Raw genomic sequence first — 20,606 nt, 5'->3', positions numbered from 1 at the left:
CAACTATTTAGCATCTTTAACCTTCCATTCTTTCCAAACATTTCCTACTAAATCAGGATTAGGTTTAAGAGTTTTTTTACCAGGTTGCCATCCTGAAGGTGTAGCTTCTGTTCCTTTTGATGCTCTTACAAGTTGAAATGCTTGAAGTTGTCTTGTAGTTTCAGCTACATTTCTTCCAACAGGAGGAGTTAATACTTCATAACCTTGAACAATTCCATCAGGGTCAATAATAAATCTACCCCTCATCTCTACGCCAGCTTCTTCATCGTAAACACCATAAAGTGAACCAACTTTACCGCCTTGATCAGAAAGCATAGGGTAAGGAATTCCTCCATCAACCATTTTACTAAGTTCCTTGTCATTCCACATTTTATGAACAAAAACACTATCTACGCTAACAGAAAGTACTTCGGCATCTAATTTTTGTAAATCTGAATATTCTTCTGCAACTGCAGAAACTTCAGTCGCTCAGACAAAAGTAAAGTCGCCAGGATAGAAACAAAGTAATACCCATTTTCCTTTAAATTCTGATAATGAAAATTGTTTAAACTCGCCTTTGTGATATGCACCAAGTTCAAATTCTGGTGCTGGTTTTCCTACTTTAATCATATTAATATTTTCCTCCTTTTTTTTAGCACTTACCTTTTTTATTTCATCTTTTAGAGCTACAGTTTTACTTGGTTTTGCGCAACCTGGATTAAAAGGTTTAGGCAAAATAATCACCTCCATATGTATCTAAAATATATTTACCAAATTAACTATATTTCAAACAATTAATTTGCAATTATAGTATAACATAAATTCGATGTAATTAACACACAAATGTAATCGTTACATATGAAAATAATATATATTCTTTTGCTTATTCAATCAATTTGAAGTAAAATACTACTGTAGTGTTTTTTATAGGAGGTAAATATGTTACAGATAATAATTGCACTAGTTTTAGGAATAATCGTAGGAGCATCATTTAATTTAGGTGATAAAATTAAGAAAAATATTAGTAATCTTCAAACTTTAGGAGTGGTTTCTTTACTATTCGTTATGGGCATTTCAATTGGAATTAACCCTAATATTATTAGTGAACTAAGTAATATAGGAATTAAAGCATTAGTTTTTGCACTTTTAACAACAATTTTCAGTATAATCTTTGTGTATTTTATTACACAATATATAGTAAAGAAAAATGAAGAGAGGGAAAACTAATGACAAAAAATATCTTGCTTGCAGTATCAATTGGAATAATAATAGGTCATTTTTTCGTTCCAATAGAGTTTTCAAATTATATTGAATTGTTTATAACTATTTCTCTTTCTTTTGTTTTATTTTTAGTTGGAATTGATCTTGGCATTAATAGATCGATTTTTAAGGGGATGAAAAAACATGGATTAATAATAATAATGATTCCTATTGGTGTAATTCTAGGAACTCTTTTTGGAGGTGTATTATCATCAATCATTTTAAAAATGCCACTTAATAAAGGACTTTCAGTTTCAGCAGGATTCGGCTGGTATAGTTTATCTGGAATTATATTAACAAAACTTGATAGTGCTAAGCTTGGAACTATTGCATTTTTATCAAATGTATTTAGGGAACTTTTAACCTTTATAACGATTCCATTTATCGCTAAATACTTAAATGATTATTCAGTTATAGCACCCGCTGGTGCGACTGCAATGGATACTACTCTTCCGCTAGTATCAAAGTATACATCACCAGAAGTTGTAGTAATGTCTTTTTTTAGCGGGGCACTTCTTAGCACCTTAGTACCTTTTTTAGTACCATTTTTTTATTCTTTGTTTTAATTTAGCTGTATATTATTAATTTTGTTAAAAAGTTATACCAAGATTAAAAGAGTTATTAAAAATTGAATTAAATTCTTATAAAGAAAACTACCTATTAAATTTTAGTAGGTAGTTTTTTTATAGGAATTTGTATTTCTGATACATATTCTAATTCGTAATCTGAAAAATCGTAATCAATTATATTTTTTTCTATTGAATCGCCAGCTATTTCATAATCATTAGATTTAATCCATTCTACAAGCTTTTGATAATGAGTAATCATATCTTGGTAGGGTCCAAGAACAATTAAACACGCATACTCTTGCTTTGATAAAATTGTAAGATGATTATTAGTTTCTTCTTCAATAGAATCAATCTCAATGAAATATCTAAATTTATCAAATATGGCATTATCCATATTCTTTTTTGATAAAGACGTATATATTTGACCCTCAATAAGCCAAGAACTAATTTTTAAATAATTTTCGCTTTTTTTAAAGGCTTGCTTTATTTCAGATTCGTTTTTTAGTTCATTCATATCCATAAAAATTCCATAGCGCTTATTAATAGTTTTAATTTTTATTTGATCAACTTCTGTTTTAAAACTATCGAGTAGCTCTAATTTTGATTGAATTTTACTTTTAAGATTTGTCAATTGGTGAATTCTAAAATCTATTTCTGTTTCTTTTTTTCTAAGCATATTTTTAAGATTATCAGTATTTTTATTGTTCATATAATCTTTGATTTCATTTAAAGAAATATCAAGATTCTTTAAAAAAAGTATCCTACTTAATTTAAACAGACTGCGGATATCATAATATCGATAATTATTTTTATTATCATATTGAGGCTTAAATAAACCTAGTTTATCATAATGACGCAAGGTATCTGTGCTAATATTACATAGTTTTGCTAATTCGCCTATTAAAAATTTATCTTTCATAATAGTATTACCCTCCTTTTGTAACCATATAATTATATAATAGCTTGATAAAATAAACAATCTACAAAATTAGTGTTATTTTGAAAAAATGCTAAATTTAAAACAATGAAATTATTTTGTAATTAATTTAACATTGACAAAAGTTTGATAAAATATTATTATTTTCGTATCAACTGTATTAATACAAATCACACAGTGGAGGTGGAAAAGTGTTATTTAATATTGATTTAAGAAGTGGGAAATCAATTAATGATCAAATTGTTTCAAATATAAAAAAACTTATTGTTACAGAGGTGATCAAACCAAATGAAAAGCTACCTTCTGTAAGGGATCTTGCATCAACGCTAACTATAAATCCCAATACTATTCAAAGAGCGTATAAAGAACTTGAATTAAGTGGATATATATATTCTCTTAAAGGCAAAGGCTCTTTTGTTATGGAAAAAGTTAATATAAAGGATTCAGTAAAAATCGATGAAATTCTTAAAGATATTTATGAGAGTTTTGAAAAAGCAAAGTTTTTAGGTATTCCACATAAAAAGATTGTTGATATGGTTAATAAAGTGTACGAAAGATAGAGGAGGGATAAAAATGATACATGCTTCTAATTTAAAGAAAACATTTGATGGATTTTTTGCACTTGATGGAATGGATATAAATGTTGAACAAGGTTCAGTATATGGACTAGTCGGTCCGAACGGTGCCGGTAAAACAACACTTCTAAAAACTTTAATGGGTGTTTATAAAAAAGATGATGGGAGTTTGAAAATTATGGGTGAAGACCCTTATGAAAATAAAAAATTAAAAGAAAAAATTGGTTTTATTTCTGATGAACTTTACTTTTTTTCAAATTACACTATAAAAGATACTGCGAAATTTTACTCTAAAATATATCCTAATTGGTCATTTGATAGGTATAATTCGCTTAAAAATGCATTTAGTATTGATGAAAATATGAAGATAAGAAAAATGTCAAAAGGAATGAAAAAACAAGTTGCATTTTGGATGATTATTTCTATGAAACCTGAAATTATGATTCTTGATGAACCGGTAGATGGACTTGATCCTGTTGCTAGAAAGTCAGTTTGGAATTTAGTTCTTCAAGATGTATCTGAGAGAGGAACTACAGTGCTTATTTCTTCGCATAATCTCAGAGAACTTGAAGATGTTTGTGATCATGTTGGTATAATGAGTAAAGGTAAATTACTTCTTGAAAAAGAATTAAGTAGTGCAAAGAATGATATTCATAAACTCCAAATTGGATTTAAGGATAAAATTCCAAAAAAAATGCTTGAAGATGAGAACATAATTAATAGCAGCATATCTGGAAGTATTGTAACTATTATCGTAAAAGGTAATGAAGAAAAACTGTTAGAATATTATAATTCTTTTTCTCCTGCTTTGATTGATATTATTAGTTTGACGCTTGAAGAAGTATTTATTTATGAAGTTGGAGGTGATGGATATGAAATTAAAAATATTATTTTATAATAAAAACATTATTTTAAATGATTTAAAATTAAACAGTTGGATTGGAATTCTATATACTGTAATTTTATTTTTCATTATGCCAATTAGCGTATTTTTTGATATAAATTATAATAACAATTTAAATTATTATAGTATTACAAAGCATCTGCTTAAAATGCAAAATCCCTTATTAATAATGATATATATTGTAATTCCAGTTATTACAAGTGTTTTTATAATTAGATATATTCATAAGAAATCAAGCTCTAGTGTTATTCACAGTATGCCGTTTACAAGAAGTGAAGCGTTTGGAAGTCATATTATTTCAGGAATTACATTACTTTCGGCTCCGATTTTATTTAATTCTATATTAATGAATATTATATTATTATTTAGCAAATCGATATCTTCGCTTAATTATTTAGAAATTTGGAATTTTGCTATTATTTCACTACTGATTAATATATCAATTTTTACTTTTTCAATGTTAGTTTCAACAATCACTGGGAAATCGAGTGCTCAAGTTGTTCTCACTTATATTTTTTTACTAGTTCCAATTGGAATTTATTCGTTTACGATGAATTTAATATCAAAATTACTTTTTGGATTCAACTATAATATTTCTGCAGAAACAATATTTATGAAAATGTCACCACTCACTTATTTCATTAGTGAAATTGTAAGCGAGAAGAATTTACACAGTCTTGAAATGATATTGGTTTTGCTAAGTCAAATAGTAGCCTTTATAGTATTTGGTTTTCTCTTTTATAAAAATAGAAAATCTGAAAAAGCGGAAGAATTAATTGCATTTGATATATTAAAAAGTATTTATAAATACGGGGTAACATATTGTTTTTCTATTTCACTTGGTATGTATTTTGCATTTTTATTTTCAAAATACGAAGTTAATTTAGCTTTTTATATGGGAATACTTTTTGGTGGGTTTATTGGTTATTTAGTAGCTGAAATAACACTTACTAAAAGCCTTGTTGGACTAAAAAAATATAAAGGATTCTTAATATATTCTATAATTATTATTGCATTACTATTAATAGTGAATTTGGATTTAATTGGTTTTGAAGCTAGAATACCTGAAATTTCGAGCATATCAACAATAGAAGTGAGTGATAATAATATTGAAAATACTAGATACGAAAATATTGAAGGTAATAATAAAAAAGAAAAGAAAACAGTAATTCTTTCTTATAAAAATCAATTTTCAGATTTAGAAGATTTTCATAGAGCTGCTATAGTAAGTAAAAATGAAGAAAAAAATTCGAAAACAAGATATTTTAGTAATATATATTATGTTAAGATTAAATATAATTTATTAAATGGAAGAACTATTGTGAGAAAATATGATATTAAGAATTTAAGCGTATTAAATAAGTATTATCCAATAACGGAAACGAAAGAATATAAAAGGTTGATTCATCCTGTATTAACTAAACCTATAAATGATATTACAGAAATTGTTATATCAAGTAGTTTTACAGTATATGATAAAGAAAATGATCATTTTGGTGTTAGAATTACTGAAAAAGATAAAATTGTAGAGTTTATTGAAGCACTAAGGAAAGATATAAATAGTGAAACTTCGGTTGAAACAAGAAATCCAAGTAATTATTGGGGAGAAATTTCATTAATGGAGAAAGAAAAAAATGATAGATCCATTAGTGAAAAAGATTTATATTTGACTAGAACGACTTATAATGAAAAATTCAGAAAAACTTATAAAAATGTAAATATATTTTTAAATCAAAATGGCTATTTAAGTGAGATTGTTCCTTCGTCAGATCAAATTATTTCTGTAGATGTCTATAAGATACCTAAAAAAAATGGAACTAATGAAAGAAAAAAAATATATGAAATTTCAAGTAAAGAAAAAATAGATAAAATTCTTGATAAATCTACTTTCACATGGGGATTAAATGATGACTATTATGAAATTGAATATAATATGACTTATGAAGCAAATCGGAAAATAAGTGCACAAATATCAGTCGAAGAATTTAATAAGATAAATAAGTAGTTAAAGATATTAAAAAGCAAACAAAAGAGTATGAATCTTCTGTTTGCTTTTTTTTATAATATTTCGATTTTAGATACTTACTTACTCGCCCAGAAGTAAGTTGATTGTTTTGCTATAAATAAGAGAAGTGTTGTTTTTAAAATTTTCGCAAACGATTTTAGCTTGTTCTTCTGAAACTACATTTATATCTAATTTTAGAAGGGTTCTCTCAAATTCCTTAATAATAATATTTACTTCATAATCGGTATCACCTATTTTTTTATAACTCGCATTACTTTCAGATGTTTTTTTGATTGATGATATCTTGAAATCAAGGAGTTTATCAAGTTTATTTCTGATTCTTTTAGAAATTTTATCGTTGAATAAACTTAGTGTTTTTATTCCTGAATTCGTGATTTTGTAGTAAGTTTCATTTCCTGTTTGAAAAGCATTAAGTAAATTGTTTTCCAACATTTCATCAAAAGTCAATTGAAGTTCAAAATAGTTAAAAAGTTCATTTTCTAAAAAAAATTCAGTGAAGTCGCGATTTGTAATTTTTTTATCAAATCTATTTAAAATATAAAGAATAACTAATTTATTTTTAACTTGCTTGTCGCTATTATTTGTAAACATTTAACACCTCTCTTTAGTATTTTATTCTTTGAACAGTATAACATAAAAAAGTAAATAATATATTAACAAAAAAATATCAATACAATGCTATATATTTTATAGTACTGTATTGATAAATGAATTTATTATATGAATAATTTTAAAGAAGGGAACTTATAAATAAATATATAAAGTGAGCCGAAATACCAGCTGCAAGTCCGCCTATTGTATGAGAGAAAATCGCTTTATTTGCAAGTTTTCTAACTCCAAGTGAATCCATCATACCAACATGAGTGCTAAGGTATCCGCTCCAACACATGCCCATTGCAGTGAAAACGGCAATCTCGTTAGAGGAGATTAATCCTTCTTTTAATAATTTAGGTACAAGCGCAAGTGCAGCACCAGCTGAACCTAATGATGTGATTGGAAACGCTACTGCTTTAGAACTAGTGAATCCAAAAAGTGGTTTAATAATAAATGAAAGGAAATCGCCAATTTTAGGTAATAAACCAATGCCTTCATATGCAACACCTTTGTATACATGAACTCCATTTACCGTAGAGGGTTCAAAGGTTAAAAGCATTACTACGGTACATATTACAAGTACTCCAGGAATAATTTCGAGACCAAGTTCTACTCCTGTTTTTCCACCATCTAAAATTGAGTCCAAAACTCTCTCTAATACACTACCTTCTCTAACTTCACGGTAATCAAGGTATTTACTATCAATATTTAACTTTTCTTTTAATTTCGGATCGTTCTTTTTATAACCATAGAATTTTTTTGTAAAAATCATCATTATTTTTACACTTACTATACTACCAATAATTGCACTTAGAATTCCAATTAAAACTGGTATAACAAATTCAGTTCCAGTTCCTTGGCTAATCATAAAAGTTGAAAGAATTAGTCCCATACCAAATGCTGTTCCAAGGTTACATAATGCAGGTGTTTGATAGTCTTTAAAATATTTTGAAAAACCTTTGTCCTTTGCAAGACTAATAATTGCGGGGTTGTCTGATAGAAAAGTTGTAATAGCACCGATTGATGCGGCTCCTGGTAAATCGTAAAGTGGTTTCATAATTGGAGAAATAATTTTATTTATCAAAGCCACAACTCCAAATTCAGATAAAAGCGCTGAAAACGCACCAGCTAAAACAGCTATTGCCATAATAAAAAATACGGTGTTAATTAATAAATCATGTGCTGTTTTCATAATTACATTAAACATTGGACCAACACCCATAATGTTGCTTATGTAAATAAATACAAGGGTAGATACTCCAAGAAAAACAAAAGTTTCTTTTGAAATAGCTTTTTTTACTCTCTTACTTTCCATAACGACCTCCAATAAAAAAATTATACATATAAAAAAATTATTATTTCAAATACATTCTACACTTTGGATTTTTTTTTTACAATCAAATATTTTAAAATATTAATTAAATAAACGTAATACATTGTTCACATATTAAACATATTAGTAAAAAAAATTTGATAAAAGTTAAAAAATGTTGATTTTAAAGTACTTCTAGCACTTGATATTTGGATAAAAGTGATATAGAATTAGTAAATAATAAAATAAACAAACTTTGTGGAGGGTTTTATGAGTATTGAGAATAAAAAAAGGGAAGTTCTCTTTTCAAAAGAAGACATAGCTAAGAGATGTGCAGAACTTGGAGTGTTATTAACTAAAGAGTATAAAGATAAAAATTTGTTGGTAATTTCTTTGCTAAAGGGAAGTTTTATATTTACTGCAGACTTAGTTAGAGAAATTAAACTTCCAGTTAGAATAGAATTTATGACAACATCTAGCTATGGACATAATGAAGAATCATCAGGAAAAGTAAAGGTAGTACAAGATTTAAATATTGATTCATTAGAAGAATTTGATGTACTTATAGTAGATGATATAACAGATACTGCAATTACAATGACGGGCGTATTTGAACACTTAAAAAAGAAAAATCCTAAAAGTCTTAAATGCTGCGTACTCTTAGATAAACCATCAAGAAGAAAAGTTGAACTAGTACCAAATTATGTAGGGTATACAATACCAGACAAATTCATAGTAGGATATGGATTAAATTATGGCGATTATATGAGAAATATAGATCATGTGTTTGCGTTTGTCGCGAACGATGAAAGCGGTGCGGAAAAATAAAAAAAATCAGCGAGCAAAACAAAGTTTTGCAATCGCTGATTTTTTTGTTTTTCCATAGCGCTAAAGTAGCGCGCCCTGAATGCCGCAGGCATGCAGGGGTGGCACCGCTTGAATGAAAAATAAAAAAGCGCCCTGAATGCTGTAGGCATGCAGGAGTGGCACCGCTTGAATGTTTATATTCCAATTAATTCCCTGATGTTTAGCCCTAGCTAAACGGACTCTAAAATATACTATATTACGTTTCATAAGTTTAAGGTGTTTATTATTCCAATTAACTCCTCGATGTTTAGCCCTAGCTAAACGAGTTTATTAAAGCGCTAAAAGTTCAAATATTCCAAATTTATAAAGATAGAGATAAAAGACTTTAAAATACACTATATTACGTTTTCTAAGATTCGGTGGGAGTAAAAACTCCCTCTTAACCTTAGAAATTCATTTATAAATAGTATATTTAATCAGAGAAGGTACTTTTCCATTCTTTAAAAATTAATTTTCTAGTTTTATTAACAATAGCAGGATCGCTTTCAGCTAGTTTTTTAGCTTCTTCAAATGAATTCATTTTATAAATAACAAGTCCACCACTGTGATCTAGAAATGGACCTTTAGCATAAATATTTCCTTTTTCGATATTTTTATTTAAAAAATCAATATGAATATCTAAAATTTCCTTATCTTTATTTTTATCAAGCATTTCAAAAATTCCTACATAGTATGGCATATTTTTTTCTCCTTTTGATATTTATTTATCCGATGCCTTAGAGTTCTAATACCCTCACTTCTAAAAAAAGTGGGGGATAAAGAACTCTAAAAAGGCCCTGGATTATATTTTCTAAGATTCAGCGTGAGTAAAAACTCCCTCTGAATCTTAGAAATTCATCTATTATTCTATATATATTGGATGCCTAAAGAAATCAGAATTGACAGCTAGGTTTGATTTAAGGGCATATATATTCGTCGCTTTTATGTCGTATTCAAGCATTTTTTTTATTGAAGGTTTATAATAATCTAAATTCCTTAAATTAGTTATTAACTTTATATCAGAATTTTTTTTTATTTTTTTTATTATTTCTTTACCTTTATCATTAAAAGATAATACTCTTGCATATTCTGGATTTAATGAACCTGATAAACCAATATAGTCTTTTTTTACATTTAATACTATCTTCATAAGAATTCTTTGAATTCGTGTTCTTGTATAACGCTTAGATTTTACATTGTTAATTAGCTCAAGTATACTATTTGTATTATTTGCTTCTTTTATAAGTTTGTATTCTATTCCTTCTGAAACATCATGAATTTCTCTGAGTTCCTCAGCACTTAATCTTCTTATGGAAGCAAAAATTAAATCGCTAAAATCTTCAATATAGGAATATTCATTTTTTTCATAAGAAGAAAGCGTATTAAAAACATTAGAAGGCACTGTATTAACTATATTAGGAAGTTCGTTATTTAATATTGAGTTTCTAATTGAAGTAGCACTGCTAAATTCACCTTGTATATTAATTGAATTATAATCTGAATTAATTCGCCTGATTGTTGAAGGAGTGACACTTGAATTAAGTTTTAATAAATTTTTTACATATTCGATTCCAAGAATGTTATTTGGTGAATTTAAGGTTAAATTAATATTAATATTAGATTTTTCAATCAATGACCAAAGAGCTTTTTCGCGAGCTTTTGGATAGGAATTTCCAATTTTTAATAATTCTTTTGTTAAATGCATTATTTGTTCTTCATTGGCAACAAGAAAATTGCCAATAGTTTTAAAATCATAAATATTACCAGATTCGCTTCCAAATACTAATTGGTCAACCACATTAAATTTGTCAAGAATTGAACATGAACCATACGCGAAGTAATCTGCGCTATTTAAGGCATAAACTAATGGTAATTCAATTACTAAGTCAACACCAGACTTAACAGCCATTGATGCTCTAGTCCATTTGTCCATAAGAGCAGGTTCTCCTCTTTGAACAAAATTACCACTCATAATTGCTATAGAATATTCCGATGAGGTATTTTTTTTAGATTCATTCAAATGAAACAAATGTCCATTATGAAAAGGATTGTATTCCGTCACAAGTCCAACTATGTTCATAAATTACCTTCCTTATTATATTTAATTACTATATTTAATTACTATAGTTTATTATTATAGTATAAAATTTTATAATTTTCCATGTGAACTACTAACAATTAAAGTAATTTATGCAAAAAAAACAGATATAAATAAATATTTCACATAAAATTAATGAAATATTGAATTTTGTATACATAACACAATATGTTTTTTTTTGAAGCGTTAAAAAAAAAATGTAACACGTCAAGATACGCTAATATAGTGATTATTAGGATGTTTAAATATTATTTTAATATTAATTATATAAAATGTTGTAATAATATATTAAATAAATGTAAAAATATCCACGACCTATGAATTAATATTAATAAAATTGACTTGAATTATATTGATATTATTTTATAATTAGGATGTATGAAAATTTGAGGAGGGTTATAATGAATATTTTAGTTATAAACTGTGGAAGCTCGTCGTTAAAATATCAACTTATTAATATGAAAGATGAGTCTGTACTAGCAATAGGATTAGTTGAAAGAATTGGTCTTGATGGATCAAGACTTAAACATGAAGCTGCAGGAAAAGATAAAAAGGTTATTGAAGTACCAATGAATAATCATAAAGAAGCTTTAACTGAAGTGCTTGATGCCTTAGTAAGTAAAGAGTATGGTGCAATTGAAAGTTTGTCTGAAATTGAAGCTGCAGGACATAGAATGGTTCATGCAGGAGAATTTTATAGTTCATCAGTGATTATAACTGATGATGTAATGGAAAAAGTTGAAGAGTGTATTGATTTAGCACCTCTTCATAACCCACCGAATATTACTGGTGTAAAAGCAATTATGGAATTACTTCCTTCTATTAAGAATGTAGCCGTATTTGATACAGCTTTCCATCAAACAATGCCAGCTGAGTCTTATATTTATCCACTTCCTTATGAATTGTATGAAAAATATGGATTAAGAAGATATGGATTCCATGGAACTAGTCATAGATATGTTTCTCAAAGAGCGGCAGAAATTTTAGGAAAAGATATTAAAGATTTAAAATTAATATCATGTCATTTAGGAAATGGTGCTTCTGTTGATGCAATTGATGGTGGTAAATCTGTTGCAACTTCAATGGGATTTACTCCTTTAGAAGGTCTTGCAATGGGAACTAGATGTGGTGATATTGATCCTGCAATAGTTACATTTATTATGGAAAAAGAAAATTTAGATATTAAAGGAATTAATAATTTAATGAATAAAAAGTCAGGAGTGCTTGGTATTTCAGGAATTAGTTCTGATTTTAGAGATATTGAAGACGCTGCTGCTGATGGAAATGAAAGAGCAACTCTTGCATTAAATACATTTGATTTAAGAGTTAAAAAATATATTGCTGCATATGCTGCTGTGATGGGTGGAGTAGATGCTGTTATATTTACAGCAGGACTTGGAGAAAATTCAGCAGATAACAGAAAAAATATTTGCTCTAATTTAGAGTTTATGGGAATTGAGATTGATGAAGAATTAAACAAAGTTAGAGGAAAAGAAGCTATCGTAAATAAAGAAGGATCTGCTGTAAAAGTTATGGTTATACCAACAAATGAAGAACTAATGATAGCTCGTGATACACTTGAATTATTAAAATAAGATTAGTAAAACTACCTTATTGTTTTTAATAAGGTAGTTTTTGTTTTTGGTGCTGCAAATAGACTAGGTTATTTTTTAATGAAATGACTTGACAAAGAAATCCTATGAATATATAATTGTTGTGTTGTAGTAATGAGGTGAAATTATGTTACTGAATTTGGCGAAAATTATTAATGGAAAAGTTGTTGCTGAGGAATTTGACTTAGAAACATCTCTTAATGTTAATGATTTAAATGAGCAGGATGTAGTAAATGCTAGTAGCATTAAAGTTCATGCTTATATTAAAGCACAAGATAGTAATAAGTTTTTATTGACTGTTAATTATTCTTGTGACTTAGTTTTTAAATGTTCAAGATGTTTAGAGGAGACTAAGAAAACTATTTCAAATTCTTTTGAAAGAGAATTATTATTAAAATCATTTGATGATACTAGTGAAGATGTTATGGTTATATCAAATAATTTAATTGATCTTACAGAAGTCGTAATGGAAGATTTGTATTTGAATTTCCCTAATAAGGTGCTTTGTTCACCTGATTGTAATGGGCTATGTTCAATGTGTGGAGCAAATTTAAATTATGAATCATGTGGATGTTTAGAAGATAATGTTGACCCTAGATTAGCGGGTCTAAAAGACTTCTTTAAGTAAGTGAGGAGGTGTAACAAATGGCAGTACCTAAGCGTAAAATATCAAAAGCAAGAAGAGATAAGAGAAGAGCATCTAACATTAAGATGACAGCTCCTAATGTAATTGAGTGTCCAAATTGCCACGAACCATCTATGCCACATAGAGTTTGTGCAGCTTGTGGATATTATAAAAATACAGAAGTAATTGAAGTTAAATAAAGCGGTGCAAAAAAAACCAACAAAAATGAATTGTAAGCTAGCTTACAAAGTTCATTTTTGTTGGTTTTTTTTATAGGGAATTTTTCCCTATAACGAGCGAAAGGTAGCAAGTGCAGCTTGCGTTTCGCTAGTGAAGCACCGCAATTAACTTTGAAGAAAGAAAAGCTAGCTTACAAAATTCATTTTGTTGGTTTTTTTCATTTTAAAAGTTCTATGGAAAAATTGTTAAAAATATGATATTCTAATTATACATATAATTATATATAAACTGTTTTATATACTAATTAATAACAATAGGGAGGATGCTTGATGAGTAGGAAAATTTTATTAGTAGCAATAATTTTGATTTTGACTTTTTCTATAAGTTCATTTGCACAAGAAGATGATATGTATACAGTAAATTTAAGTGTAAACGCTTATCCTGTAGATTTATACGATAAGGTTCAAGAAATGCCAGTTAGTTTGTGGATATATAACGATAGAACAATTGCACCAGTTAGATATATTTTTGAATTGTTTGATTTGAAGCTTAATTGGAATCCTAGCGATAAATCTATTACAACTGTTACAAAAGAAGGAAAAAATATTAGAATGGAATTAGGTTCTAAAAATATTAGAGTAGATGATACTCTTTATAAAATGGATGTTGCACCAATGCTTATAAATAATCGTACTTATATTCCTATAAAATATTTATTTGATGTACTCGGAGTAAAATATAAATGGAACGGTGAGACTAAAACTGTCGCTGTAGACACAAATTTGATTAATGATTTTAAACTTCCTTTATATATTAAATCTACTTTAATTAGGTCTGAAAAAATTTCTGATAAGGAGTATATGTTTTTTGGGTCAAAAGATACTAATAAAAAATTATATGTGGATATGAAATTTATAAATATAGATGATGCTAAAGTAAAATTGTTTAATAGTACTGGAATAAATATTTCTGATCTTAAAAAAGTTGAAGCTGATGGATACTCATATAATTATTATAACGTTTATTACAATTACGCAAATCATACTTTTTTAACTATAAGTAAGAACAATAAGGTCTATTATTTTGAATTTACAGATTTTAGTTTAGAAGATATTAAAATATTTTTAAATGCATTATAGGAGGTATATATGAAGAAAAATAGAATATTTATTTCGCTAATATTAGTATTAGTGGTGTTATTTGCTTTAGGAATTTCTTTTGCGGATTCACCAAATAACTTTGTAAATTACATGAAAGGAAATCTAACAGTTAAATCTTATAATGTTTCGGATTTAGCATGGGCAAATCAAGGTCATGGTCGGGATGCTAATATTCGTGTATGGCAAGATAAAAATATAATTTTTAACGATAATAGAGCTGAAGAAACATATTATGTATCTGCCAAGCATTTTGAAAATGAAAGTTTTAAAGTTAATACAGCAAATAATAACGTAATTTTTGTTAAAATTAATTCAAGTGGTAACTTTGGCTATCATTCAAAAACTGCAAAAAAAGTTTGGGGATATTATGTACCAAACAAGACAGGAAATTATAATTTTAGAATTAATTCAGATGACGGATCGTTATTTTATTTATTTGATTTTGATTCAGATGTAACTCATTTAAATAACCCTATAGCATCAGCGGATGATTTTCATGTAGATTCTAATGCAGAAGATACTACGAATCAAGTTTACCTTATTAAAAATAAGAAATATCCAATATATTTTGAATATTTTAATTGGGGCGGATATGGATACTTTGAATTTAAGGAAAAATATAATAATGGAAATTATAAATTAGTAAATCAAACGAAGTTATATCCTAGCTTAAACGAATATATTTTCACAGATTCGTCTGCAGGTAGTTCAATTCAAAATATAAACTCTGGAGTTGGAAAAGTAAATGATTTTAATAAAATTATTAAAGAAGTAAAAGAAAATGGTACTATTAGTGATTTTGTGAATTCATATTCATTTAACTTTATTGATTCGACTTATAAGGAGTATACTTCAAATACTTATGATGATACAAAAATTTTAAATAATGATTTATATCGGTTGAAGAGAGCAGTACAAAGTTTAAAATTAACATATGGACGTGATTTAACAAAAGAAGAAATAGTAAAAATGGTGTATAAATATTACCATGCAATAGCAGAAAACCACTTCTATGATGAAAATGGGAATGATATAATTCCGCCAATAGACAGAGCATATGTTTCAAATGAAACATATCATAACTACATTTATTCATACTTAAGCAATGAAGATTATAAAATTGATAGAGTAGAAGTCGTGTATAAAGACTATATGGATAGAGAAATTAATATGCCAAGGCGTTATAAAAACTCAAATATTGGTTCTTACTCTAATATAAGTTTGACAATGAATGAGGTTTTAAATGGAGTCAAGTTTACAGATTTTCTAAAAAAAGAGAATTATGATTTATATAAAAATATAAAATTTAATAATATTTTAAATAATATAGACAACAAACCTAATAATTTTGTTTTGGATTTAGATTACAATAAATATGGTTTTAGATATTTAACTGTGTCTCAAGGATATAATTTAACCTTTAAATATTATTATAATAATAACTCTTTACCAGCAGTAAGTAATTTTGATGCAAAAACAAATAATGATAAAATACATTTAACGTGGAAAAAACCAGATTATGACTTTGATAAATATATAATATATATTGGTGATGATAGAGATCATATGACTAAGCTACAAGATGTAAATTCGCTTAGTGAGTCTTTAGATGTTACTTTAAATGCTAATGATTATAATGATAAAGTATTTAAAATACTAACTGTAAAAGGTAGCAGAGTATCAGAACCTAGTTATAAGGAATGGTTTAATCAATTTTCTTTAGCAGCGATAGAAAATTTTAATGCAAGAACAAATGAAAGTAAAATTCGTTTAAGTTGGGATAAGCCAAACTATGAGTTTGATAAATATGTAGTTTATATGGGTGACAATCAGGATAATATGATTAAGCTACAAGATGTTGATTCGTCTACTGGAACATTAGATTTGACTTTAAATGCTAATGATTATAATGACAAGGTCTTTAAAATAGTGGCTATTAGAGGTGAAAGAGTTTCAACTTCAAGTTATGCTGAGTGGTCTAACGATTTTGTTTTATCTGCTATTAAAAATTTTAGTGCAGAAACTAAGAATGGTAAAATTCATTTATCGTGGGATAAACCAAATTACAATTTCGATAATTATGAACTTTACTATGCTAATACAGAAAATGGACCATACAGTCAAGTTGTAAATATTGATAAAGATGTTATAAATTATGATATTGATTTTGATACTTCATCAATCAAATATATTAAAATTAGAGCCATTAAGGGCAGCGTAAAGGGTGAATATTCTAATACAACTTGGAATGGAAGTTTAAATTCAATTACTTTAAACTATATTTCTGAAAAAACAGGAGAATTAATTGATAGCAAAGTGTTATTTGGCGAAGATGGTTTTAATACTAATTATGTTTTAGAAAGTTCAGGTGGACTTACTCCGGTAAACAATACTAACTTGAATTTGACCTTTACTAGTGATCCACAAGAAATATTTGTAATGTACAATTCTTCAAATAATACTTCTAGTGAAAAATCACTTGAATCAATTATTAAATACTCAAATGATGGTAATATTAATTGGTGGGAGGATAATGGATTTAGTAAAATAGGTTTGAATTCAATCGATCTTAATAATGCCTTATTAAATAGTTTTGAAGACATACTAAGAAACACAGGTGTCCTTAGGGTTAATTCGGATAAAATAGAATTATATAAAAATGAACTTCTTTCCGCGCATTCTGTAACCGACTTAAGTACATTACAAGCTTTAATAGATGGGATTAACCTTTCTGAAGGAAGCATAAATAATTTTAAATCAAGTACATTAAATCAAAAAATACATTTGACTTGGGATAAGCCTGAATTCAATCTTGATTATTATGAACTTTATATTGGGAACAAAGCTGATGAATTAAATAAAATTGGAGATATTACTGACAAGAATGCTACTTCTTTCGATGTAAGTATTGATTCTAGTAATCCTTTATATGACTTAAATAATAAATATTTTAAGCTTGTTGCAGTTATAGGACAAAGTAAATCGGCGAATGCTCTTACCACATGGAATGGATCAGATAATTCACTTATTATTAATCAGTATTCTGGGCATACTGGTAAGAAGTTAGGTAGTATTATTAAACTATATGAAGGAGCTACATCGGTTAATATTGATTTGAGATTAGCTAATTATAAAGTTGAAGGTTCTTTAGATACAAATAGTAAAATATTTGATTTTACTGGAACAAAGCAAGCTTTTAATGTTATGTATATTGAAGATACATCTAATTTGCCATTAGATAAAGCTAATTGGAAATCTGATGCGATTAAGTCGTTAAATGAGTATGCAAAAACAAACGATATTCCTTGGTACACGGATTCGTATTATAACAATATATATGATACCGATGAATTAGTTTTGGATGCACTTAATGTTGACTTTATTAGGATTCTTGGTAGTGCAGGAGGGATAAATATTCATGATAATCTTGCAGATAAATATGCTGAGGCATTTAAAAATACAACTTCTATAATAACTACAGCAGATGTACAAGCTATTATTGATGCAGTAAATGATGAATATTTAGATGCTATAGAACTTAATAATGAAGAAGATGAAAATGGATATATAGCAAATGATGATAATATTTTAGAAACATTTTATGATTATACTCTAAAAGATGTATTAAAATTTAGTATTGTTAAGAGCGGAATTTACTATCCAAAATTAAAATTCACACTTCACGGTAATAGTTATCTTAATTTTGAATATCCCAAACTAGAATTATTTGATGGAAATAATAAAAGAATATTTATTAAATCGATAATTGAATATGATAAAATTAATGATGAATATACTTTGGAAATTGAACCTTTAAATTTAGATAATGATATGATGCCAATTGGAGATTATTATATGTTAGTTTCGTCAAAAATAGTCGTAAATGATAATAATTATGATGTTAGAGGAATATTATCTTTAAATGATAATTATAAAGATTATGAATTATGGAAACTTCCTTATGTTATTGGTCAGATTTTGGGCGATAGTGATAAAAAAATCGTTGATGGTATTTATTTAAATTCAATCATTGAATTTAAAAAAACACATGATTCTACTATTATTAGTTCGACAAGTTCTGATGAAGTAAAAATATTAATTGAAAGTAGAAAATTGTTAGATGGAAGTTTTTAATGAAAATATTTGATTAAACTTTAGCGTAAAGATTTATAATCTTTACGCTTTTTTAGATAATAAATAATCTAGCAAGCTCAATATTTAATAGTTACTAGCAATATGGTATAATCTTAGTAGTAACTATTAAATATGTTGGAGTGATACAATGGCTAAATTAAAAAAGAAAGATAGGCTTATAGAGATTGAAACAATTCTTAAAAATGATCCATTTTTGACAGATGAAGAACTATGTGAGCGTTTTAGCGTGAGCATACAAACAATAAGACTTGATAGAATGAGTCTTGGTATTCCTGAACTTAGAGAACGTGTAAAATCAGTCGCTACTAATAATTACGATAAAGTTAAAACACTTGCTAGAAGTGAAATTGTAGGTGAATTAATTGATTTGGAGTTAAATAAAAAAGCAATATCTATTTTAGAAACAACTGATGATATGGCATTTGAAAAAACTAAGATCGTTAAGGGACATTATATTTTTGCAATGGCAGAATCACTTGCAATGGCAGTAATAGACACAAATGTTGCATTAACAGGAGTAGCGAACATTAAGTATAGAGTTCCTGTAATAGCAGGTCAGAAATTAGTTGCTAAAGCGGAGCTTATGAGAGTACGCGGAAGTGAATTTATAGTAAGAGTTTGGATAACTGTGAATAACGATCAAGTATTTAGGAGTAAATTTAATTTAGTTTCTATTAGCGTAGGCTAATATTGTAGTGTGAATAAAGGGGAAAATATGAAAATAGCTATAGATGTAATGGGAGGAGATTTGGCTCCAATAGAAACCGTAAAAGGTGCAATTGAAGCTCTTGAATTTACAAGCTCGCAGATAGTTTTAATCGGCGACAAAGGAAAAATAGAAATTGAATTAAAAAAGTATAAATTTGAAAAGAGTAGAATTGAAATTATTCATACGTCAGAAGTAATTTTAAATGAGGATAAGCCTGTAAAGGCAATTAAATCTAAAAAGGATTCTTCTATGGTTGTAGGTATGAAAATGCTAAAAGACGGTGAAATAGAAGGATTTGTATCAGCAGGTAATACGGGAGCGCTTCTTGCAGGGGGTCTCTTAAAAGTTGGACGAATTAAAGGGATTGATAGACCGGCTCTTTGTTCTATATATCCTACTAGTAAAGGCGCTTGTGTCCTCACTGATGCAGGAGCAAATGCCGATTGCAAACCAAGAAATTTATTCGAATTTGCTCATATGGCCTCAATATACGCAGATAAAGTTTTTGAAATTGAAAATCCAAAGGTAGGGCTTGTAAATATAGGGGCTGAAGAAGGAAAAGGAAATGCTCTTGTAAAAGAGTCGTATGATTTATTAAAAGAATCTGAACTTAATTTTATTGGTAATTTAGAAGCAAGAAATATTCCGAACGCTACGGCTGACGTAATTGTATGCGATGGATTTACTGGAAATGTTATACTAAAATTATCGGAAGGTGTTGCTAAGAGTTTTATTGATATGCTAAAGAAAAGTTTTCTAAAAAACATTGGTACAAAACTAGCTGCACTTCTTGTTAAGAATTCTCTAAAGGATATGAAGAAAATGTTAGATTACACAGAATATGGTGGCGCTCCACTACTAGGATGTAATGGGCTTATCATGAAAGCTCATGGAAGTTCGAACTCAAAGGCATTTATGAATGCTCTAAAGTACACTGAAAAATGTGCTCTTACTAATGTTGTTTCTGAGATAACAAAAGTTTTAGAAAAGTAGAATTATAAAAGAATACAAATTTTTAAAGCAGTTTTCTAATTTAGAAAGCTGCTTTTTTTTACGTGATTTTA

At 27.7% G+C, this 20,606-nt stretch carries 19 protein-coding genes; 13 read left to right on the top strand and 6 right to left on the bottom strand.

Features of this window, described 5'->3' with window-relative positions; translation table 11 throughout:
• Nucleotides 1–3: 3 nt before the first annotated feature.
• The gene (prxU, locus tag AACH12_RS08900) at nt 4–714 is read right to left on the bottom strand and encodes a thioredoxin-dependent peroxiredoxin (RefSeq protein ID WP_338535066.1); all 711 of its coding nucleotides are present in this window, start codon (nt 712–714) and stop codon (nt 4–6) included.
• 204 nt (nt 715–918) lie between these two features.
• Between prxU and AACH12_RS08895 the strand changes: the two genes are divergently transcribed.
• Both AACH12_RS08895 and AACH12_RS08890 read left to right on the top strand, forming a co-directional pair.
• On the top strand, nt 919–1,206 hold the full coding sequence (locus AACH12_RS08895) for a LysO family transporter (protein ID WP_338535065.1): 288 nt from the start codon (nt 919–921) through the stop codon (nt 1,204–1,206).
• Nucleotides 1,206–1,805 (top strand): LysO family transporter, encoded by a 600-nt coding sequence (locus AACH12_RS08890; protein WP_338535064.1) that lies wholly within the window; start codon nt 1,206–1,208, stop codon nt 1,803–1,805. Before AACH12_RS08895 ends, AACH12_RS08890 begins: the two co-directional genes overlap by 1 nt.
• Nucleotides 1,806–1,899: 94 nt before the next feature.
• Here the strand turns inward: AACH12_RS08890 and AACH12_RS08885 are convergent, their stop codons facing one another.
• Nucleotides 1,900–2,727: a MerR family transcriptional regulator gene (locus AACH12_RS08885; RefSeq protein WP_338535063.1), complete on the bottom strand. Its 828-nt coding sequence runs from the start codon at nt 2,725–2,727 to the stop codon at nt 1,900–1,902.
• 209 nt (nt 2,728–2,936) lie between these two features.
• Between AACH12_RS08885 and AACH12_RS08880 the strand changes: the two genes are divergently transcribed.
• Genes AACH12_RS08880 through AACH12_RS08870 form a run of 3 tightly spaced genes read left to right on the top strand, consistent with a single transcriptional unit; the run spans nt 2,937 to nt 6,229 of the window.
• On the top strand, nt 2,937–3,305 hold the full coding sequence (locus AACH12_RS08880) for a GntR family transcriptional regulator (RefSeq protein ID WP_338535062.1): 369 nt from the start codon (nt 2,937–2,939) through the stop codon (nt 3,303–3,305).
• 13 nt (nt 3,306–3,318) lie between these two features.
• On the top strand, nt 3,319–4,218 hold the full coding sequence (locus AACH12_RS08875; RefSeq protein ID WP_338535061.1) for an ABC transporter ATP-binding protein: 900 nt from the start codon (nt 3,319–3,321) through the stop codon (nt 4,216–4,218).
• Nucleotides 4,193–6,229, top strand: a complete 2,037-nt coding sequence (locus AACH12_RS08870; protein ID WP_338535060.1) for a DUF6449 domain-containing protein — start codon at nt 4,193–4,195, stop codon at nt 6,227–6,229. The genes AACH12_RS08875 and AACH12_RS08870 overlap by 26 nt, the downstream gene beginning before the upstream one ends.
• Nucleotides 6,230–6,310: 81 nt before the next feature.
• Here the strand turns inward: AACH12_RS08870 and AACH12_RS08865 are convergent, their stop codons facing one another.
• The gene (locus AACH12_RS08865; protein WP_338535059.1) at nt 6,311–6,841 is read right to left on the bottom strand and encodes a DUF4364 family protein; all 531 of its coding nucleotides are present in this window, start codon (nt 6,839–6,841) and stop codon (nt 6,311–6,313) included.
• A gap of 139 nt (nt 6,842–6,980) precedes the next feature.
• Nucleotides 6,981–8,159: a CD0519/CD1768 family membrane protein gene (locus AACH12_RS08860; protein ID WP_338535058.1), complete on the bottom strand. Its 1,179-nt coding sequence runs from the start codon at nt 8,157–8,159 to the stop codon at nt 6,981–6,983.
• Between the two features lie 273 nt (nt 8,160–8,432).
• Here AACH12_RS08860 and hpt point away from each other — a divergent pair, with 273 nt between their 5' ends.
• On the top strand, nt 8,433–8,984 hold the full coding sequence (gene hpt / locus AACH12_RS08855) for a hypoxanthine phosphoribosyltransferase (protein ID WP_463671019.1): 552 nt from the start codon (nt 8,433–8,435) through the stop codon (nt 8,982–8,984).
• 451 nt (nt 8,985–9,435) lie between these two features.
• On the opposite strand, the gene AACH12_RS08850 is transcribed toward hpt, so the two are convergent.
• The gene (locus AACH12_RS08850; RefSeq protein ID WP_338535056.1) at nt 9,436–9,702 is read right to left on the bottom strand and encodes a YciI family protein; all 267 of its coding nucleotides are present in this window, start codon (nt 9,700–9,702) and stop codon (nt 9,436–9,438) included.
• A 162-nt stretch (nt 9,703–9,864) separates the two neighbouring features.
• A complete protein-coding gene (locus AACH12_RS08845) occupies nt 9,865–11,082 on the bottom strand; it encodes a nucleotidyltransferase (protein ID WP_338535055.1) in 1,218 nt (405 codons plus the stop codon).
• A 419-nt stretch (nt 11,083–11,501) separates the two neighbouring features.
• Here AACH12_RS08845 and AACH12_RS08840 point away from each other — a divergent pair, with 419 nt between their 5' ends.
• The 7 genes from AACH12_RS08840 to plsX all read left to right on the top strand — a co-directional run bounded on the left by AACH12_RS08840 (nt 11,502) and on the right by plsX (nt 20,535).
• Entirely contained in the window at nt 11,502–12,695 is a 1,194-nt protein-coding gene (locus tag AACH12_RS08840; RefSeq protein ID WP_338535054.1) for an acetate/propionate family kinase, read from the top strand.
• A 145-nt stretch (nt 12,696–12,840) separates the two neighbouring features.
• Entirely contained in the window at nt 12,841–13,341 is a 501-nt protein-coding gene (locus AACH12_RS08835; protein ID WP_338535053.1) for a YceD family protein, read from the top strand.
• Nucleotides 13,342–13,358: 17 nt separating this feature from the next.
• Nucleotides 13,359–13,538, top strand: coding sequence for a 50S ribosomal protein L32 (gene rpmF / locus AACH12_RS08830; protein ID WP_338535052.1), 180 nt, complete (start codon nt 13,359–13,361; stop codon nt 13,536–13,538).
• 309 nt (nt 13,539–13,847) lie between these two features.
• Nucleotides 13,848–14,657 carry a copper amine oxidase N-terminal domain-containing protein gene (locus AACH12_RS08825; protein ID WP_338535051.1) on the top strand — a complete coding sequence of 270 codons (810 nt, stop codon included), beginning with the start codon at nt 13,848–13,850 and terminating at the stop codon, nt 14,655–14,657.
• A 9-nt stretch (nt 14,658–14,666) separates the two neighbouring features.
• Nucleotides 14,667–18,812 (top strand): PA14 domain-containing protein, encoded by a 4,146-nt coding sequence (locus AACH12_RS08820; protein WP_338535050.1) that lies wholly within the window; start codon nt 14,667–14,669, stop codon nt 18,810–18,812.
• A gap of 148 nt (nt 18,813–18,960) precedes the next feature.
• The gene (fapR, locus tag AACH12_RS08815; protein WP_338535049.1) at nt 18,961–19,521 is read left to right on the top strand and encodes a transcription factor FapR; all 561 of its coding nucleotides are present in this window, start codon (nt 18,961–18,963) and stop codon (nt 19,519–19,521) included.
• 27 nt (nt 19,522–19,548) lie between these two features.
• Nucleotides 19,549–20,535, top strand: coding sequence for a phosphate acyltransferase PlsX (gene plsX / locus AACH12_RS08810; RefSeq protein ID WP_338535048.1), 987 nt, complete (start codon nt 19,549–19,551; stop codon nt 20,533–20,535).
• The last annotated feature ends 71 nt before the right edge of the window (nt 20,536–20,606 follow it).

It is taken from the genome of Helicovermis profundi, from assembly GCF_033097505.1.
GTDB lineage: Bacteria > Bacillota > Clostridia > Peptostreptococcales > Acidaminobacteraceae > Helicovermis > Helicovermis profundi.
Note: the sequence above shows the minus strand (reverse complement) of the source record. Positions and strands in the feature narration are given on the sequence as shown.

What these genes read in the sequence shown, in the direction of transcription:
- AACH12_RS08860 (WP_338535058.1), bottom strand. Translation starts at nt 8,159, where the DNA reads ATGGAAAGTAAGAGAGTAAAAAAAGCTATTTCAAAAGAAACTTTTGTT.
- AACH12_RS08840 (WP_338535054.1), top strand. Translation starts at nt 11,502, where the DNA reads ATGAATATTTTAGTTATAAACTGTGGAAGCTCGTCGTTAAAATATCAA.
- AACH12_RS08870 (WP_338535060.1), top strand. Translation starts at nt 4,193, where the DNA reads ATGAAATTAAAAATATTATTTTATAATAAAAACATTATTTTAAATGAT.
- rpmF (WP_338535052.1), top strand. Translation starts at nt 13,359, where the DNA reads ATGGCAGTACCTAAGCGTAAAATATCAAAAGCAAGAAGAGATAAGAGA.
- AACH12_RS08885 (WP_338535063.1), bottom strand. Translation starts at nt 2,727, where the DNA reads ATGAAAGATAAATTTTTAATAGGCGAATTAGCAAAACTATGTAATATT.
- plsX (WP_338535048.1), top strand. Translation starts at nt 19,549, where the DNA reads ATGAAAATAGCTATAGATGTAATGGGAGGAGATTTGGCTCCAATAGAA.
- AACH12_RS08820 (WP_338535050.1), top strand. Translation starts at nt 14,667, where the DNA reads ATGAAGAAAAATAGAATATTTATTTCGCTAATATTAGTATTAGTGGTG.
- AACH12_RS08890 (WP_338535064.1), top strand. Translation starts at nt 1,206, where the DNA reads ATGACAAAAAATATCTTGCTTGCAGTATCAATTGGAATAATAATAGGT.
- AACH12_RS08835 (WP_338535053.1), top strand. Translation starts at nt 12,841, where the DNA reads ATGTTACTGAATTTGGCGAAAATTATTAATGGAAAAGTTGTTGCTGAG.
- AACH12_RS08825 (WP_338535051.1), top strand. Translation starts at nt 13,848, where the DNA reads ATGAGTAGGAAAATTTTATTAGTAGCAATAATTTTGATTTTGACTTTT.
- fapR (WP_338535049.1), top strand. Translation starts at nt 18,961, where the DNA reads ATGGCTAAATTAAAAAAGAAAGATAGGCTTATAGAGATTGAAACAATT.
- AACH12_RS08845 (WP_338535055.1), bottom strand. Translation starts at nt 11,082, where the DNA reads ATGAACATAGTTGGACTTGTGACGGAATACAATCCTTTTCATAATGGA.
- AACH12_RS08865 (WP_338535059.1), bottom strand. Translation starts at nt 6,841, where the DNA reads ATGTTTACAAATAATAGCGACAAGCAAGTTAAAAATAAATTAGTTATT.
- AACH12_RS08875 (WP_338535061.1), top strand. Translation starts at nt 3,319, where the DNA reads ATGATACATGCTTCTAATTTAAAGAAAACATTTGATGGATTTTTTGCA.
- AACH12_RS08895 (WP_338535065.1), top strand. Translation starts at nt 919, where the DNA reads ATGTTACAGATAATAATTGCACTAGTTTTAGGAATAATCGTAGGAGCA.
- AACH12_RS08850 (WP_338535056.1), bottom strand. Translation starts at nt 9,702, where the DNA reads ATGCCATACTATGTAGGAATTTTTGAAATGCTTGATAAAAATAAAGAT.